The sequence below is a fragment of the Chryseobacterium populi genome (genome assembly GCF_000282115.1).
In the GTDB taxonomy this organism is placed as follows: Bacteria; Bacteroidota; Bacteroidia; order Flavobacteriales; family Weeksellaceae; genus Chryseobacterium; species Chryseobacterium populi.
Map to the genome: position 1 here is coordinate 1 of NZ_AKJY01000087.1, position 16,006 is coordinate 16,006.

Genomic DNA, 16,006 nt, shown 5'->3' on the forward strand with positions numbered 1-16,006 from the left:
GATCACGGGATCACACAAATTATTTAAGTGAATTATTATCCACGACATCATCCCGACCCGCAAGACTGTAAAATAGAATAGTCTTCCCTTGCTAAGTGTTAACACCTTTGTGCTCTTAAATATACAGCCATTCTGTAAAAATTCTTTACGCCCTTTGCATTTAAATCTAATTTGCAGTTTGTTTATCCAAAATTTATATATTTGAGCCATGCAAAACAGGATTTCCTCATTTCCACCGCTTATAGACCATACTTCCCGGATTTTAATTTTAGGCTCGATTCCCGGAGTAAAGTCTCTTGAAAAACAGCAATATTATGCCCATCCGCAAAATAAATTCTGGCCCATTATTTTTGAATTGTTCAATGAAGAATTTACTGAAGAGTATGCAGAAAGAATTAATATGTTAAAGAAATATCATATTGCTGTGTGGGATGTCATCGATTCCTGCGAAAGAAAAGGAAGCCTTGATTCTGAAATTAAAAATGAAGAAGCCAGTCAGATTGCAGAATTGCTGGAGGAATATCCCAATATTAAAGTTATTTTCTGTAACGGTGGTAAATCTTATAAAAACCTGCAGAAAATTTTAGGAAAGAATGATCAGCTTCCTGTATTTTTATTGCCATCAACAAGCCCGCTTCACACAATCTCCTTTGAAAAGAAACTGGAAGAGTGGAAGAAAATAGAAATACATTTATGAAAAAACTGATACTATTATTACTTTGCTTAATTTTCGCGAATCTCTTTTCTCAGGAATACCATTTCGATTACTTTATAGAAGAAGTATCAAACCGGACTAAGCCTGAAAAAGAACAGTGGATAAGTAATTCTTTTTATGATTCTAAAAATAAATTTATTTTAGATTTGGTAAGCTTTAACAATAAAACAAGAGCTTATATTTTTGAAGAAGGAAAAGAATTAAGGCATTCTTTCAAAGTCGATCAGAAGAATAATATGCTTTCTTTTGAATATACGCATTCCAGTGATTTTGAGAAAAGAAAAAAAATTAATGAATCCAACAAAGCGAATGTTTTTAAAATTACTAAAGTAGATTCTCTACGTTATGAAATTATTGTTTTCAAAGACGAAAAAAAGAAAAAGAAAAAATTCACGGCTTTAGTTAATCTGGAAAAGTCGGATTTTAACTATTTAAATATACATGCAGATTATGGGAGATGTGATGAAATAGAAGAAAAATTGGCTGAACTCTTAGATCCAGATTCCAAATATATCATCAAGAAAATGCATTTAGAATATTCCAACGGATATTTTTTTGATATGGCAGTAACAAAAATTCAGAAGACAAATCTGATTTTAAAAATACCGGAAAAATTAGTTATGAGAGAATTTGAAAACTGGTCTGAATTTGAAGAATAAAAATCTCAAATTTTATTACTTTCCAAATACCCATTCAATCCCTTTAAAAGTTCCAGCTGGTTTTTAGTCCGGTCTAAATTATGGCCAGGATATTTAGTGGAATAATAAATGCTTCCGTCCAAATAGTCAGTCAGAAAGCGTAAAGCCTGGATGTAAATTGCTGTCTGTGCAGCATAATCAAGGTTGTCAGCTTCTTCCAGACTGAGTTTTTCTTTTAAATGAAAGAGAAACCCTTCTTTTACAGCATGGTAAATTTCAGCATTGAAATTATTTTTTGCTTTTCCGTCATCTTCATCCGTGGTATTGGTATATGACTGAATCATGGTTCCGAAATCATAGAGAAGGGTAGAGATCATCACGGTATCAAGATCAATGACGGCAAGTGGCTGATGATTTTCATCAAAAAGGAGGTTACTGATTTTAGCATCGGCATGAATAACTCTTTTGGGAAGCTGGCCTGTTTTTTCCATTTCAATCCACCGGTCAGGCAGATTCAGAAGCCGGTTGGCTATTTCTATCTCTGTTCTGGCATTTTCCATGAATTGTGGAGCGGCGTGTTTTAATGAATGTTGATAATCTGTAATTCTTTTTTCAAAATTGATGAAATCGGGCAGGGTATCTTCAATGTCGGGAAGCTTTTCAGTATTGACAAGGGCGAGAAAATAACTGAAAGTTTTCGCCGCTTCAAAAGCAGTTTGTACGGAAGGGACTGTGATAAAAGTAATACTGTTTTCCATGAAGCTCAACATCCGCCATGGAGCTCCGTTTTCATCCCTTATTAAAAATTCTTCTGACAGAGATGGTATTGGCTCTGTGATCCGGAGTTGATACTCGCAGGATCTGAGAATAGTATTGATCCTGAGATGGTTATTGATGATGTTTTCAGGTTTTTTAAAAACATTTTCATTGATTTTCTGAAGAATAAATTTCTCCCGGCTGTCTTTGTTTTCTACACAATAAGTTGTATTGATCAGTCCATTGGTAATGGGGCTGACCGTATAATTTCCGGTATCAATAAACTTTCGGATGACAGGATCTAATTCCATAAATCTTTCGGATATCTTTTGAGTTGGGTCGCGGTTTCAAGATAATTTTTCAGCATATTTTTATCTCCGGAATACGTCATTCCGATCCATTGAGAAGGTGAAGTTTTTACCAGCACCTTTATTTTTCTTTCATTAATCATTTTCTGTATCACAGACGGAATATAGAATTCCTGATGAGGCAGAGGATTTGACGAAATAAAACTTCTGAAATAAACCTCTAATGAATTAAAGATCACAGGATGGAAAACAAAATAATTCATAGAAATCAGAGTATCAGGATCTGCTTCAATATCTTTCCCATTTTCAGTATAAACAATCAGGTTATTTTCCTTCCGGATCGAGGTTTGTTCCTCTATATGGATGAGATAATTTTCCGGGTCTAAAGAGCAGATCCCTCTGGCAACCGTTCCGTTATCACTTAAGGTTGTATAAAGAGGATATCCGATCAGCTCAAATTGTGAATCTGAAATATGGTGAAGATCTATTTCTTTTGAAGCCAGCTGATAGATTTCTTTTCCGTAAAAGTCATCCGCATTGATCATCACAAAAGGCTCACGGATAAATTCTCTGGCACAAAGTACGGCATGTGCCGTTCCCCAGGGCTTCTGCCGTTCTGAATGATCAAAATTCTCAGGAACATACCTATTCATTTCCTGATAGACCCATTGCAGTTCAAAATTATTATTCCTTGAAATATTTTCTAAGCGGTCTTTATAATTTTCCGGGATAAATCTGTTGATGACAATGACTATTTTATTAAAGCCGGCTTCTAAAGCATCATAGATAGAATATTCCATAATGGGTGAGCCGTTGTCTGTTATTCCGTCTATCTGCTTAAGGCCTTTATACCTGCTTCCTAAACCGCCTGCTAATATGAGAAGCGTTTTCTTAGAACTCATCTGTCATCCCAAATACAGGTTTACGGTCTTTCCATTGTCCGTTGGTGAAATCAGGAATATCAACTACTTCCCCACCTTTAGCAATTGATTTTTCGCTGAGTGGCGTAATGGAATACCAGGTTGCCAGATCATAAACATCCATCGGGAATTCGATATTTCGTTTGATACATTCAATAAAGGTATTCATTACGAAGAAATCCATTCCGCCATGGCCGGCTCCTGTGGCCTGTCCTTCAAATTTCTTCCACATAGGATGGTCATATTCACCCAGCCATTTCTCAGTATTATCCCATTTGTGGGTATGATTCATTATTTTTTCAAAATAAATATGTCCCTGGCTCGGCCCTCCCGAACCGAAATCCTGCCACAGCCCATCTGTTCCCTGTACCCTGAATCCCAGATCATAAGGCCTCTGCAGGCTGGTGTCATGGGTTAGAAGTATGGTTTCCCCATTGGCGCAGGCAATCTGAGTCGTTACAATATCTCCCTGGTTGAATTTTACTTTGGCATTCGGGTGGTTTTCTCCACCTTTCGGATGCTCCACAATATATTTGTGCAGACCAAGTGATTTCGATGAAAATGAAGATAATCTCGTTAATCTGTTTCCGCGGTTGATGTCCATCATGACAGCAACCGGCCCAAGCCCGTGGGTAGGATAAAGTTCACCGTTTCTTTTTACATAATGTCCGGTTCTCCATTTTGCTTCACTGAATCCTTTTTCACCAAACTCAACGCCAGAATTGTAGGGTGTAATTCCGTCATTGAATAAAACCCCGCGAAGATCGTGCTGATAACCGCCTCTTCCATGCACCAGTTCACCAAACATTCCCTTACGTACCATATGGAGTATCGCCATAATATCTCTTCGGTAGCATACATTTTCCATCATGAAAATGGGGACTTTGGTTTCCTCATATACCTTTACAAACTCCCGGCAGTCGCCAAGCTGTATCGCTCCGGAAACTTCCATCCCTACAATCTTCCGGGCACGCATGGCCTCCACACCTTGCGTAAGATGCCATTCCCAGGGGGTAGCAATTACTACGGCGTCTATATTTTTCAGCTGTAATAAATTCCGGTAATCATAATCTCCATTGGAAAATTCCCTGGCAACAGGCTTATTATTATCCTTTAAAATCTTTTGGGAAGCCGAGAGCATTGTTTTACTCGGATCTGCAAATGCGACAATTTCCACATCATCCCGTTTAGCCAGTAATCTTACATGCTCCTGCCCGCGGAGGCCAACCCCGATACATCCTACCCGGACTTTTTTATCCAGTCTGAAGTTGTCAGAATAAGCGAATAAAGAATGCGGCAAAACAAGAGTTCCGAAAGTAGCCAATGCCGTTGTTTTAATGAAATTTCTGCGGGAATTATCCATAGATGAGGTTTTTTATTTTAAAGATATTAAAATATCGGGAGGAGAGGTAATTTCTCTTGTGTTAAAATTAATTTTCTCTTCTTACTGCCCATAATAAGCATTAAGGATTCTTCCCCTCATTGTATTCAGGTATTTGATGTCTTTGGTATTGGATAGAATAATCAGGGTGATCCCTTTATCAGCCAAATGTACCCAGTTGGCACTGTGTCCGTATCCTTCTCCCTGACGTTCAACAAATAAAGTATTGACAGATCCGAATTTTTTAGGGTAAACCCAGAATCCCAATGCGGTATCCTCAAGATTTTTATTGGGGGTAAGCATGGTATCCAGAGTTGCCTTTTTAATCAGGGTATGATTGAATATAGCCTGATCAAAAATCAGTAAATCTTTAGGAGTAGAATACATTGCTCCTGCTGAATACAGATTATCGATGTAGGCATTCGTTGGCATATGCAGGGCAAAAGGATCAGATTCGTCTGCGGTATATCCCTCGTCCAGATTTTTGATGATGTCATTATGATGCAGAAATCCGGTATTCTGCATTTTCAGAGGCTTTAAGATCTGCTCCTGAAGCACCTTTTCATAAGGTTTGTTGTACATTTTTTCAATTATTTTTCCGAGCAGTATATAATCTCCGTTGTTATAGCTGAATTTTGTTCCCGGTTTGTCAACCAGTTTTCCGGATAGAAAACTGGTGATGAAAGCGTCCAGATCCCAGATGGTATTATCATAAGCCTGATGAATATGTTCCGGTGAATCTATATCTTTATTTTCCCTTCCGCTGCTGTAGGTGAGAAGGTTTCTTATTGTCGCTTTCTTTGCGGCTTCTCCTTTGTACTCCGGATAGTATGTTGAGATGGGAGCATCTAAATTTATTTTTCCTCTCTCATACAGTTGCATGATCAGTACAGCAGTGAAAGTTTTGGTAAGGGAAAAAATATGAAACCGGGTTTCATCAGAAAAGTTAATGTCATAATGCCTGTTGGCCAAACCTTTGTAGGTAAGTAATTCTATATGGCCGTTTTTGGCCATTAATACCGCTCCATTGAAATTGTCTTTTTTTACACAGGAATCAATGACTTTTTCAACCTTTTGTATTTGCGCATGAGCTATAGGCATGGCCATTAACAACAGCCCTGCTATTATGTTTTTCATGGATATGTACGTTTTAAAAACTGGATGCTTATAGGCAGGATTATTTTTCAATCGTATATACCTCTTCATAAGGCTGAATCAATACCCATCCGTTTCCTGAAAATTTCATCTGAAATTCTTCTCCGCTTCCTCTTCCGATCAGACTTTTGAAAGATACATTGGTTTTTAATTCCGGGCTCAGGTTTCCGGACCATGCTACCGTAGCATTGGGATCTGTGAAAACCGGACTGTCCGGAGTTACCATCAACGTCAAAGGATCTCCATGGGTTGTAACCGCAATATGTCCTGTTCCTGAAAGCTTCACCTGGAACAATCCGCCCGACATGACCCCTGCAATACTTTTCAGCATGGTAATATCGCTTTTGATACTCTGCTCATGGGCCAAAACATCATTCCCATTGACACATACCGTTTCATTGTTTAAATAAAGAATACGAACCTTTTTCCCGGAATCAGCAACATATAATTTTCCGGTTCCTTCAGCTTTCATCAGCCTAGATCCTTCGCCACTGATTGCTTTTTTTAAGAGATTTCCCAAGCCGCCGGACATCATTCCCTGTCTTTCAAAGTTGATGTTCCCAACGTAGCCTACCATACTTCCCCTCTTGGTCCATACAGACTGGTTGTTTAGATTAATTTCCAGAAGCTGGGGCTTTTCAAGCTCAAAATAATCTCTTTCCTGTGGATTCTCCCTGGTTTCATTGACGAATGCTTCTAATGAATATTTGCTCATATGTAATTGTTTTTAAACCGCCAAATTACATTTTTTTTGAATGCGTGAGGCTGGTAATTTTTAACCATTTAAAGTCTTTGTTAAATAATACTTGACAAAGGGGTATTCAATGTCGTATATTTGCACCTCGAAAATTACACCTTGTAATTGTATTAAATTTTTAAACCGTAATTTAAAAAATGAAAACATCAGATTTTAATTTTGATCTTCCTGCAGAATTACTAGCAGAACACCCATCAGAGCACAGAGACGAAGCCAGATTAATGGTTCTTGATAGAAAAACAGAAACTATCGAGCACAAATTATTCAAAGATGTAGTAGATTATTTTGATGAGCATGATTTATTTATTTTCAATAATACCAAGGTTTTCCCTGCACGTTTGTATGGAAATAAAGAAAAAACAGGGGCTAAAATCGAAGTTTTCCTTTTAAGAGAGCTTGATAAAGAAACCCGTGTTTGGGATGTTCTGGTAGATCCGGCAAGAAAAATCAGAATTGGTAATAAATTATTCTTTACTGAAGATGAGTCTTTGGTAGCTGAAGTGATCGATAACACAACTTCAAGAGGTAGAACCTTGAGATTCCTGTTTGACGGTTCTTACGAAGAATTCAGAACTAAATTAAAAGAATTGGGGGAAACTCCGCTTCCGAAATATATCAAAAGAGCAGTAGAGCCGGAAGATGCTGAAAGATATCAGACCATTTATGCTAAAATTGAAGGTGCTGTAGCTGCTCCAACTGCCGGTCTGCACTTCTCAAGACATCTGATGAAGAGATTGGAAATTAAGGGAATCGACTTTGCTGAGGTAACGCTTCACGTTGGTTTGGGAACTTTCAACCCGATTGAAGTAGAAGATCTTTCTAAGCATAAAATGGAATCTGAAGAAATCATCATCGATGAGAAAAATGCTGACATTATCAACAGAGCGGTAGATGCACACAGAAGAGTTTGTGCAGTAGGAACCACTACCATGAGAGCATTGGAAACTTCAGTTTCATCAAACAAAAAAATCTCTGCATTCAACGGTTGGACGAATAAATTCATTTATCCGCCTCACGATTTCGGAGTTGCCAATTCAATGATCACTAACTTCCACACTCCAAAATCTACTTTATTGATGATGATTGCGGCGTTTGCAGGAAGAGATTTTGTAATGCATGCGTATGAAGAAGCCGTAAAAGAAAAGTATAAATTCTATTCTTACGGTGATGCCATGTTAATTTTATAAGCTATGTATCATGTAAAATGTACAAGGTATAATGTATTTTTTAGCTGTTAAAATTTAAAAAATACTTCAGACATATTACTTTGTACATTTTACTTTGTACTTTTTACAACAATGAAAGATATCCGTACATTATCATTAGACCAGCTTAAAGACTATTTTCTGACTTTAGGCGAAAAGCCGTTTCGTGCGAAACAGGTTTATGACTGGTTATGGAGTAAAAACCTCCATTCGATTGATGAAATGACGAATCTTTCGAAATCTCTCCGTGAGAAAATTTCCGAAGAATATACCATTAATCCTGTTTCTGTGGATCTTCTTCAGAAAAGCTCGGACGGAACCATTAAAAACGGAGTAAAACTTCACGACGGATTATTGGTAGAATCAGTGCTTATCCCTACAGAAACCAGAACAACGGCTTGTGTTTCATCACAGGTCGGATGCTCACTCAACTGCGAATTCTGTGCGACGGCAAGATTAAAACGAATGCGGAATCTTGAAGTTGCCGAAATTGTAGACCAGGTTGCTTTAATTGACAGCCAGAGCAAAATGTATTTTGACAGGCCTCTTACCAATATCGTTTTTATGGGAATGGGAGAGCCGATGATGAATTACAAAAACGTAGTGGAAGCCATCCGTAAAATTACCCAGCCTGAAGGTCTGGGAATGTCTCCGAGAAGAATTACCGTTTCCACATCCGGGATTCCAAAGATGATTAAAATGCTTGCTGATGACGAGCTGCGTGTGAAGCTTGCCCTGTCTCTTCACTCAGCGATCGAATCCAAGCGTAACGAAATTATGCCATTCTCGGATAAGTTTCCGTTGACGGATATTATGGAAGCCCTTCAGTACTGGTACAAAAAAACAGGCTCTGTCATCACATTCGAATATTGTGTCTGGAAAGGCATTAACGATGGCGATGAAGATATTAAAGCCTTAATTAAATATTGTAAACAGGTTCCGTCAAAAGTTAATTTAATTCAGTACAACCCGATCGGGGACGGAAAATACGATCAGTGCAACAAACAGGCAGAGGAAAACTATGTCCGCCAGCTTGAAAATGCAGGAATCACCGTTATGATCCGTAAAAGCAGGGGTGGGGATATTGATGCAGCCTGCGGTCAGCTTGCCAACAAAACAGCAGATTAAAATTTTATTAAAAAAAACAAAAAATATTCTTAAAGATTTCTTAAAATCCTATCTTTGAGTAAATTGATAAGTAATGACGGATTACTTTTTAGGTGAGGACGGATTAGAGAATGTTTATGCCTGGGCAATTCCTTTTCATACTACTGTTATATTAGCTGAAATGATCTATAGCCACATTTCTGAGGCTAAGCTGTATAATGGAAAAGATGTGGCAACAAGCATCTATCTGGCATTGCTGAACTTCGGTTTAGATCTTATGATGAAGGTTTTTGCGATGGGAGTTATGTTTTTCTTTTACAATCACCGGATTTTCTCCTGGGATTTTACCCTCTGGTACTGGCTGATCTGTTTTATCATTACTGATTTTGCTTACTATGTCCTTCATTATGTAGACCACCATTCAAGAGCTTTCTGGGCAGTACATATCACCCATCATAATTCGGAATACTTTAATCTGACAACAGGTTTCAGAAGTCCGGTATTACAGCCTCTTTACAGGTATCTGTATTTTTCACCACTGGCTTTTTTAGGCTTCAGTCCATGGCATATTATGGTAGTTTATGCATTAGGACAGGTCTATGGTACATGGGTTCATACCCAGACAGTAAAAACTATGGGAATTTTAGAATATATTCTGGTAACGCCTTCCCATCACCGTGTTCACCATGCCTGCAATATCAAATATCTCGACAGGAATATGGGAATGTGTCTGATCATCTGGGATAAACTATTCGGAACATTTGAAAAAGAAGATCCCAATGTCCCCGTAAAATATGGGATTTATCCGAAAATGCCCGACAACAGGCCTGATACGGTCTTACTCTACGAATGGAGGAAAATCTGGAAAGATCTCAGTCAACCCGGACTGAAATTTTCAGACAGGATCAATTATCTTTTTAATTCCCCGGGATGGAGGCATGATGGTTCCGGAAAAACCGTGCGCCAATATCAAAGAGAGCATCTGGAAAAACAGGCTGGGAAACAACAGAAACCGGGCGGTTTGGTTTAATACAAAAACTGGGGAGACTTCTTGATACGCTTCATTTCTCTGCGATACCCGAAGTGACGGGATATTTTACTCGTTATGAATCTTAGATAAGATCTGTGTAAATTTGTGGTTAAAAAAGTACTCACCCTGAAATCTGATGTTTTTAAAACACTTATGCAGCTTATGTTAAAAAAGAAAATTTTATTTTTACTCCATGAAAAAGGTTTTCCTGCTTTTAGCGTTTATTATTTTTCAGTCTGTATTTTCTCAGCAGCCTGTTTTTCTTAAAATTAAAAAATATAAAATCAATGATCTTGGCGACCGGCTGAAAGAATCTTCCGGGTTAAATTTTTTTAACGGAAAATTGTATAGCTTCAACGATAGCGGGAATGCTCCGGAACTTTTTGAAATTGATAAAACCTCAGGAGAGATTATAAAAGCTATGAATGTTTTTGTGAAAAATAAAGACTGGGAAGCTTTAGCGAATGACGGAAAATATTTCTATATCGGAGATATCGGAAATAACAGCGGAACAAGACAGGACCTTGAGATTTATAAAATTTCTTTCCACAACAATACCCTGAATAATGATACCATAAAAACGATTTCATATTATTATCCCGGCCAGACAGATTTCAGCCCGAAAAATTTAAAAACGGATTTTGATGCAGAAGCCATGATTTATCTCAACGGGAAGCTGCATATTTTCACCAAAGAATGGGCCTCAAAATCGGTTACTCATTATACCGTTAATCCTGAAATTTCAGATCAGCAGATCGCTGAAAAAACAGAAGCATATAAAACAGGTTTTGTAGTTACGGATGCATCATATTTTGAAGGAAAGCTTTATCTGGTGGGATATACAAAGAAAACGGAAGTCTTTTTAGATGTTTTTACAGAAACAGAACCCGGTATTTTTTTTAAGGAAAGACCAAAACATTATTATTTAGGAAGTTCTTTGTCATTAGGGCAGATTGAAGGGGTAGCAGCAGACGAAAAAGGAGTGTATATTTCAGGTGAAAAATTCAATTCTCCGCTGGGAGGTGCAAAGCAGAGTTTGTATTTCGTTCCAAAAGAAAAACTGGAAGATTAATTTCTCTTAAAATTGACTGAAAAAAATTATCTTTGTGAGAATTAATAATTATTTATCCATCATTCACAGATTGTGGCGAATATCGTAGAAGAAATCAAGCAACCGATCAATGAGGAAATGAAACTTTTTGAACAGAAGTTTTATGAATCAATGCAGAGTAAAGTCCCTTTATTAGATAAAGTAACTCGTTTTATCGTTACAACTAAAGGAAAACAGATGCGTCCTATGTTTGTATTTCTTTGTGCAAAGCTGATAGGAGAGGTAAATGAAAAGACCTATCGTGGTGCTTCTATGATTGAGCTGATTCACACCGCTACTTTGGTTCATGATGATGTGGTGGATGAAAGTTTTAAAAGACGTAATTTTTTCTCTATTAATGCTTTATGGAAGAATAAAATTGCGGTTTTGGTAGGAGATTATCTGTTATCAAAATCGGTTTTATTATCTACTGACCATAAAGATTATGATCTGCTTGCGGTAATTTCCAGAACCATCAGGGAAATGTCTGAAGGAGAGCTTCTTCAGCTGGAAAAAGCCAGGAAATTAGATATTACCGAAGAGGTTTACTATGAAATTATCCGTCAGAAAACAGCCACTCTGATTGCTGCCTGCTGTGAAATTGGTGTTTTATCAAATAACGCTGATGAAACACTGGCAAAAAAAATGATGGACTTCGGAACGTATACCGGGATGGCATTTCAGATTAAAGATGACCTTTTCGATTATTTAAGTTCAAACGTTATTGGAAAACCCGTAGGAATTGATATTAAAGAGCAGAAAATGACCCTGCCTTTGATTCATACCCTAAAAGCAGCAAACGAAGCCGACCGGAAACATTATTTTAATACCATCAGACGATATAATAATGATCAGAAAAGGGTGAAAGAACTGATTGCTTTTGTTAAAAGTTCAGGAGGACTGGAATATGCTGTTAAAGTGATGAAAGATTTCCAGCAGAAAGCCAAAGATATTCTGAATGATTTTCCCGATTCTGAGGCAAGGAAATCATTGCATAATATGCTTGATTATGTAATTGAAAGAAAATTTTGAAACAAGAAATAATAAAATCGAGATCTTTTTATGATCTCGATTTTATTTTTAAGGTTAAATTTTTTGTATGGTGACATTGGTGACATTACCCGAGCCTGTTCCTCCGGATTCTGTTGCTAACACAGTAAAAGTACCACTAGATGTAGTAGTAAAGCGAACCTGGTAACCTGAAGCAGGGACAATGATAAGAGTTGTATAACTCATTAATTCACCGATAGTAGCGCTGGCTGGAGCGACTGCCGCATAATGAGTACCTCTTGCTAAATAACTGGCATCAGGAACGGGTCTGACACCTAAAGTCAATTGAGTTCCCGCAGCGGCCATATTTGCAAAGCCTGCTTGAAGAGTAACTAAATAGTTACCAGCCTGGTTAAAAGTTAAAGTTCCTGTGCTTGTATTATATGAATAATAAGGTGAAGTTGAAAGAGGGCTATTAAATAGCAAAGTCATAATATTTCCAGGGCTTGAAAAAACTTGATCTCCTGCTAAACGAGCATGAAATAAACCATAAGCATTAAAATCAATTGTTTTCAAAACACCATTTGCATCTGCAACTACATTTCTATCGATACCCCCGATTCCTACATTAGAATTTATTTCACGAATGCGCATGCTACCTGAAGCAACATCAAGTTTTTCTGTTGGCACTATTGTCCCTATGCCAATATTTCCAGTCGAAGTTACAACAGCATCATTAGCCTGTTGAGTTGCTGTAGGGGTCCCCTTGTCGCATTGTCTTTGGCTCCATCCACATGCAAAGTAGTTTGAGGATTGTTGGTATTGATACCTATCTGTGCATATATTGCAAAAGATATTAAAGTAAATAAAAGAATAAGTTGATTTTTCATAATGGTTTCGTTTTTTAGTGACATAAACTTATGAAATTAATTTTATTTATTCAGATTAAATAAAATTAATTAATGATATTCTGTTAAATAATCTTTATCGTTACAATAAGTACTGCTAAAACAATGCAAAATAAAGCAATTAAAAATAAATAATCCGCAATAGTTTCAAATCTGTTTTCCCGCTTTTCATTTTGAGTACGTATGGCTAAGAATGAAAAGAAGCAGCTGCAGGCAAAAAGAAGGCATGAAAGACCTGCAAATTCGTCTAAATAGGTATTCTGACTGATTTTAGTGATTTTCAATGAGGTGATTATAATCAGTGAAAAACCTAAAAGATTGCTCGATGCATTAAGAATATGGGGTGATTTTTTTTCCATCATTTACAAATTTATTCAAAATAAAGCACAATTTTTTTTATTATCAAATTTTTAAAAAAGATTAATAAAAATTAAAATTAATTTAAAAAGTGTATATTAGCAAAATACTTGAAGACATAAAAACTTTTATATTTAGCTATGCAGACAACCTATATTGAAACACAGCAAATTTCTTTTCAAGATTTTAAAAATCAGATACTTGAAGATTATACCTTAGGACGTATTTCTCGTGAAATGTCTTATTTGGGAAGAAGGGAAGTATTGACAGGAAAAGCTAAGTTCGGGATTTTTGGGGACGGTAAAGAACTTCCTCAGTTGGCTATGGCGAAGGTTTTCAGAAATGGAGACTTCCGTTCAGGATATTATAGGGACCAGACTTTTTCACTAGCCATAAATGCCTTAACAGTTGAAAGTTTTTTTGCACAGCTATATGCTGATACCAGTGTTGAACGAGAGCCGGCATCAGCAGGAAGACAAATGAACGGCCATTTCGCAACAAGAAGTTTAAATAAAGACGGCAGTTGGAAAAACCTGATGGATCAGAAAAATATTTCTTCCGATATTTCCCCCACTGCAGGTCAGATGCCAAGATTATTAGGATTGGCCCAGGCATCCAAGGTTTATAAAAGTGTAAAATTTGAAGGTTCTGAAAAATTCTCAAACGGGGGTAACGAAATTGCTTTCGGAACCATCGGGGATGCATCTACCGCAGAAGGGCATTTCTGGGAAACTCTGAATGCGGCATGCGCACTTCAGGTTCCAATGATTGTTTCTATCTGGGACGACGGATACGGAATTTCTGTTCCTACCAAAAATCAGAGAGCAAAAGCGGATATAGCTGAAATGTTGAGTGGTTTCCAGAGAAAAGAAGGTGAAAACCAGGGTTGTGAAATTATTCAGGTGAAAGCATGGGATTATGCTTCATTGCTGGATGCTTATGCAAAAGCCGAACATTTTGCAAGAACAGAAAGCGTTCCTGTAGTAGTACATGTAATTGAAGTTACCCAACCTCAGGGGCATTCAACTTCAGGTTCTCACGAAAGATATAAAAATGAAGAACGTCTTAGCTGGGAAGCTGATTTTGACGGACTGGTAAAATTCAGAGAATGGATTTTAAACTATTTAATAGAAATTGAAGGAAAAGAGGAAATCATTGCAACAATAGAAGAGCTGGACGCTATTGATGAGGAAGCGAAGAAAACAGTAAAAGCAGGACAAAAAACAGCCTGGGAAAACTATCAGAGAACAATTACCGATCTTACTCAGTCTATACTTCCTTTAGTAGAAAACCTTAAGAGTCAGAATGCTGAGATTGAAATCTATATTGCTCAGTTTAATAAATTAGTTTCTAAAGCCAAGAAAGATATTTTCCATTTGGTAAGAAAATCTTTGCTGGCTACGAGAGGAATTCATTCTGCTGAAAGAAATCAATTGATGCAGAAATACAACGAAATTTTTGAAGTAGAAAAAGATAATTATTCATCCCATTTATATTCTCAGTCCCAATGGAAAGCTGAAAATGTAAAAGAAATCAAACCTGTTTATTCAGACAGTTCTGAAGATGTGGACGGAAGAGTAGTGGTAAGAAATAATTTTGATAAAATATTTGAAAAATACCCTGAAACTCTAGTGTTTGGTGAAGATGCAGGAAATATAGGTGACGTTAACCAGGGATTAGAAGGTATGCAGGAAAAGTACGGTGACATTCGTGTTGCTGATACAGGAATCCGTGAAGCGACAATCCTTGGGCAGGGAATCGGTATGGCAATGAGAGGTTTGAGACCGATTGCTGAAATCCAGTACTTGGATTATATCCTGTATTGCTTGCAGGGAATGAGCGATGATCTTGCTACCGTACAGTACAGAACAAAAGGGGGCCAGAAAGCTCCGGTAATTATCAGAACCAGAGGCCACAGATTAGAAGGCGTATGGCATTCAGGATCTCCGATGGCCGGAATTCTGAATCTTTCAAAAGGGATTTTGGTATTGGTTCCGAGAAACCTTACCAAAGCAGCCGGATTCTATAATACAATGCTTCAGAGTGATGACCCTGCCGTAATCGTGGAATGCTTAAACGGATATAGATTAAAAGAAAAACAGCCTGATAACTTAGGTGAGTTCACAGTTCCTGTAGGTAAAATTGAAGTAACTAAAGAAGGAAAAGATGTTACCCTGGTAACATACGGTTCAACCTGGAGAATTGTAATGGAAGCGGCAGAAGAACTGGAAAAACTTGGAATTTCTGCGGAAGTTATAGATGTTCAGTCTTTAATTCCTTTCGATTTGACGAATGAGATTGCTGAAAGCGTTAAGAAAACAAACAGATTGGTTGTAATCGACGAAGATGTGGAGGGCGGAACTTCAGCGTTTATCTTACAGCAGATTTTAGAAAAACAGAAAGCGTTCAGATATCTGGATTCAGATCCTCTGACGATCGCTGCGAACGATCACCGTCCGGCTTATGCAAGTGATGGGGATTACTTCAGCAAGCCGTCTGCAGATGATATGGTTGAAAAAATCTACGCGATGTTCAATGAAACCAATCCTCAGAAATATCCTGCGATATTTTAAATAAGGATAGAAATAAATAAAACCCGCTTCCGGATTTCCGGAAGCGGGTTTTTTTATGTTTGTCTCGTCCTGAAAAAGGTTGACTACAAAATCATAAAAACAGTCACTCTTATGGA

General features: G+C 37.4%; 16 protein-coding genes. 8 read left to right on the plus strand and 8 right to left on the minus strand.

Features of this window, described 5'->3' with window-relative positions; translation table 11 throughout:
* Positions 1 to 208 precede the first annotated feature (208 nt).
* On the plus strand, positions 209 to 697 hold the full coding sequence (locus tag PMI13_RS17030) for a DNA-deoxyinosine glycosylase (protein ID WP_007846039.1): 489 nt from the start codon (positions 209 to 211) through the stop codon (positions 695 to 697).
* A complete protein-coding gene (locus PMI13_RS17035) occupies positions 694 to 1,374 on the plus strand; it encodes a hypothetical protein (RefSeq protein ID WP_007846042.1) in 681 nt (226 codons plus the stop codon). The genes PMI13_RS17030 and PMI13_RS17035 overlap by 4 nt, the downstream gene beginning before the upstream one ends.
* 5 nt (positions 1,375 to 1,379) lie before the next feature.
* On the opposite strand, the gene PMI13_RS17040 is transcribed toward PMI13_RS17035, so the two are convergent.
* The 5 genes from PMI13_RS17040 to PMI13_RS17060 form a co-directional block, all read right to left on the minus strand.
* Positions 1,380 to 2,420 carry a phosphotransferase enzyme family protein gene (locus PMI13_RS17040; protein ID WP_007846044.1) on the minus strand — a complete coding sequence of 347 codons (1,041 nt, stop codon included), beginning with the start codon at positions 2,418 to 2,420 and terminating at the stop codon, positions 1,380 to 1,382.
* Positions 2,411 to 3,319 (minus strand): nucleotidyltransferase family protein, encoded by a 909-nt coding sequence (locus tag PMI13_RS17045; RefSeq protein ID WP_007846045.1) that lies wholly within the window; start codon positions 3,317 to 3,319, stop codon positions 2,411 to 2,413. Before PMI13_RS17045 ends, PMI13_RS17040 begins: the two co-directional genes overlap by 10 nt.
* Positions 3,309 to 4,700, minus strand: a complete 1,392-nt coding sequence (locus tag PMI13_RS17050; protein ID WP_007846046.1) for a Gfo/Idh/MocA family protein — start codon at positions 4,698 to 4,700, stop codon at positions 3,309 to 3,311. Before PMI13_RS17050 ends, PMI13_RS17045 begins: the two co-directional genes overlap by 11 nt.
* 81 nt (positions 4,701 to 4,781) lie before the next feature.
* On the minus strand, positions 4,782 to 5,855 hold the full coding sequence (locus tag PMI13_RS17055; protein ID WP_007846047.1) for a serine hydrolase domain-containing protein: 1,074 nt from the start codon (positions 5,853 to 5,855) through the stop codon (positions 4,782 to 4,784).
* A 40-nt stretch (positions 5,856 to 5,895) separates the two neighbouring features.
* Complete coding sequence (locus PMI13_RS17060; protein ID WP_007846048.1) at positions 5,896 to 6,588, minus strand: AIM24 family protein; 693 nt, start codon at positions 6,586 to 6,588, stop codon at positions 5,896 to 5,898.
* Between the two features lie 179 nt (positions 6,589 to 6,767).
* Between PMI13_RS17060 and queA the strand changes: the two genes are divergently transcribed.
* The 5 genes from queA to PMI13_RS17085 all read left to right on the plus strand — a co-directional run bounded on the left by queA (position 6,768) and on the right by PMI13_RS17085 (position 12,094).
* The gene (gene queA, locus PMI13_RS17065; RefSeq protein WP_007846050.1) at positions 6,768 to 7,817 is read left to right on the plus strand and encodes a tRNA preQ1(34) S-adenosylmethionine ribosyltransferase-isomerase QueA; all 1,050 of its coding nucleotides are present in this window, start codon (positions 6,768 to 6,770) and stop codon (positions 7,815 to 7,817) included.
* Between the two features lie 111 nt (positions 7,818 to 7,928).
* On the plus strand, positions 7,929 to 8,963 hold the full coding sequence (gene rlmN, locus PMI13_RS17070; protein ID WP_007846052.1) for a 23S rRNA (adenine(2503)-C(2))-methyltransferase RlmN: 1,035 nt from the start codon (positions 7,929 to 7,931) through the stop codon (positions 8,961 to 8,963).
* Positions 8,964 to 9,036: 73 nt separating this feature from the next.
* Complete coding sequence (locus PMI13_RS17075; protein WP_007846053.1) at positions 9,037 to 9,972, plus strand: sterol desaturase family protein; 936 nt, start codon at positions 9,037 to 9,039, stop codon at positions 9,970 to 9,972.
* Between the two features lie 193 nt (positions 9,973 to 10,165).
* Positions 10,166 to 11,044: a hypothetical protein gene (locus PMI13_RS17080; RefSeq protein ID WP_007846054.1), complete on the plus strand. Its 879-nt coding sequence runs from the start codon at positions 10,166 to 10,168 to the stop codon at positions 11,042 to 11,044.
* Between the two features lie 72 nt (positions 11,045 to 11,116).
* Positions 11,117 to 12,094 (plus strand): polyprenyl synthetase family protein, encoded by a 978-nt coding sequence (locus PMI13_RS17085; protein WP_007846055.1) that lies wholly within the window; start codon positions 11,117 to 11,119, stop codon positions 12,092 to 12,094.
* 54 nt (positions 12,095 to 12,148) lie between these two features.
* Here PMI13_RS17085 and PMI13_RS17090 read toward each other — a convergent pair whose 3' ends face one another.
* The 3 genes from PMI13_RS17090 to PMI13_RS17100 form a co-directional block, all read right to left on the minus strand.
* The gene (locus PMI13_RS17090) at positions 12,149 to 12,742 is read right to left on the minus strand and encodes a hypothetical protein (protein WP_034670784.1); all 594 of its coding nucleotides are present in this window, start codon (positions 12,740 to 12,742) and stop codon (positions 12,149 to 12,151) included.
* Positions 12,743 to 12,774: 32 nt separating this feature from the next.
* A complete protein-coding gene (locus PMI13_RS17095) occupies positions 12,775 to 12,942 on the minus strand; it encodes a hypothetical protein (protein WP_156104500.1) in 168 nt (55 codons plus the stop codon).
* A gap of 83 nt (positions 12,943 to 13,025) precedes the next feature.
* On the minus strand, positions 13,026 to 13,319 hold the full coding sequence (locus PMI13_RS17100; RefSeq protein ID WP_034670792.1) for a hypothetical protein: 294 nt from the start codon (positions 13,317 to 13,319) through the stop codon (positions 13,026 to 13,028).
* Between the two features lie 138 nt (positions 13,320 to 13,457).
* On the opposite strand from PMI13_RS17100, the gene PMI13_RS17105 reads away from it, so the two are divergent.
* A complete protein-coding gene (locus PMI13_RS17105; protein ID WP_007846063.1) occupies positions 13,458 to 15,890 on the plus strand; it encodes an alpha-ketoacid dehydrogenase subunit alpha/beta in 2,433 nt (810 codons plus the stop codon).
* Positions 15,891 to 16,006 lie beyond the last annotated feature (116 nt).

Coding starts and splice junctions, on each gene's coding strand:
- PMI13_RS17095 (WP_156104500.1), bottom strand. CDS start 12,942: ATGAAAAATCAACTTATTCTTTTATTTACTTTAATATCTTTTGCAATA.
- PMI13_RS17080 (WP_007846054.1), top strand. CDS start 10,166: ATGAAAAAGGTTTTCCTGCTTTTAGCGTTTATTATTTTTCAGTCTGTA.
- PMI13_RS17030 (WP_007846039.1), top strand. CDS start 209: ATGCAAAACAGGATTTCCTCATTTCCACCGCTTATAGACCATACTTCC.
- PMI13_RS17055 (WP_007846047.1), bottom strand. CDS start 5,855: ATGAAAAACATAATAGCAGGGCTGTTGTTAATGGCCATGCCTATAGCT.
- PMI13_RS17100 (WP_034670792.1), bottom strand. CDS start 13,319: ATGGAAAAAAAATCACCCCATATTCTTAATGCATCGAGCAATCTTTTA.
- queA (WP_007846050.1), top strand. CDS start 6,768: ATGAAAACATCAGATTTTAATTTTGATCTTCCTGCAGAATTACTAGCA.
- rlmN (WP_007846052.1), top strand. CDS start 7,929: ATGAAAGATATCCGTACATTATCATTAGACCAGCTTAAAGACTATTTT.
- PMI13_RS17075 (WP_007846053.1), top strand. CDS start 9,037: ATGACGGATTACTTTTTAGGTGAGGACGGATTAGAGAATGTTTATGCC.
- PMI13_RS17035 (WP_007846042.1), top strand. CDS start 694: ATGAAAAAACTGATACTATTATTACTTTGCTTAATTTTCGCGAATCTC.
- PMI13_RS17045 (WP_007846045.1), bottom strand. CDS start 3,319: ATGAGTTCTAAGAAAACGCTTCTCATATTAGCAGGCGGTTTAGGAAGC.
- PMI13_RS17105 (WP_007846063.1), top strand. CDS start 13,458: ATGCAGACAACCTATATTGAAACACAGCAAATTTCTTTTCAAGATTTT.
- PMI13_RS17050 (WP_007846046.1), bottom strand. CDS start 4,700: ATGGATAATTCCCGCAGAAATTTCATTAAAACAACGGCATTGGCTACT.
- PMI13_RS17040 (WP_007846044.1), bottom strand. CDS start 2,420: ATGGAATTAGATCCTGTCATCCGAAAGTTTATTGATACCGGAAATTAT.
- PMI13_RS17060 (WP_007846048.1), bottom strand. CDS start 6,588: ATGAGCAAATATTCATTAGAAGCATTCGTCAATGAAACCAGGGAGAAT.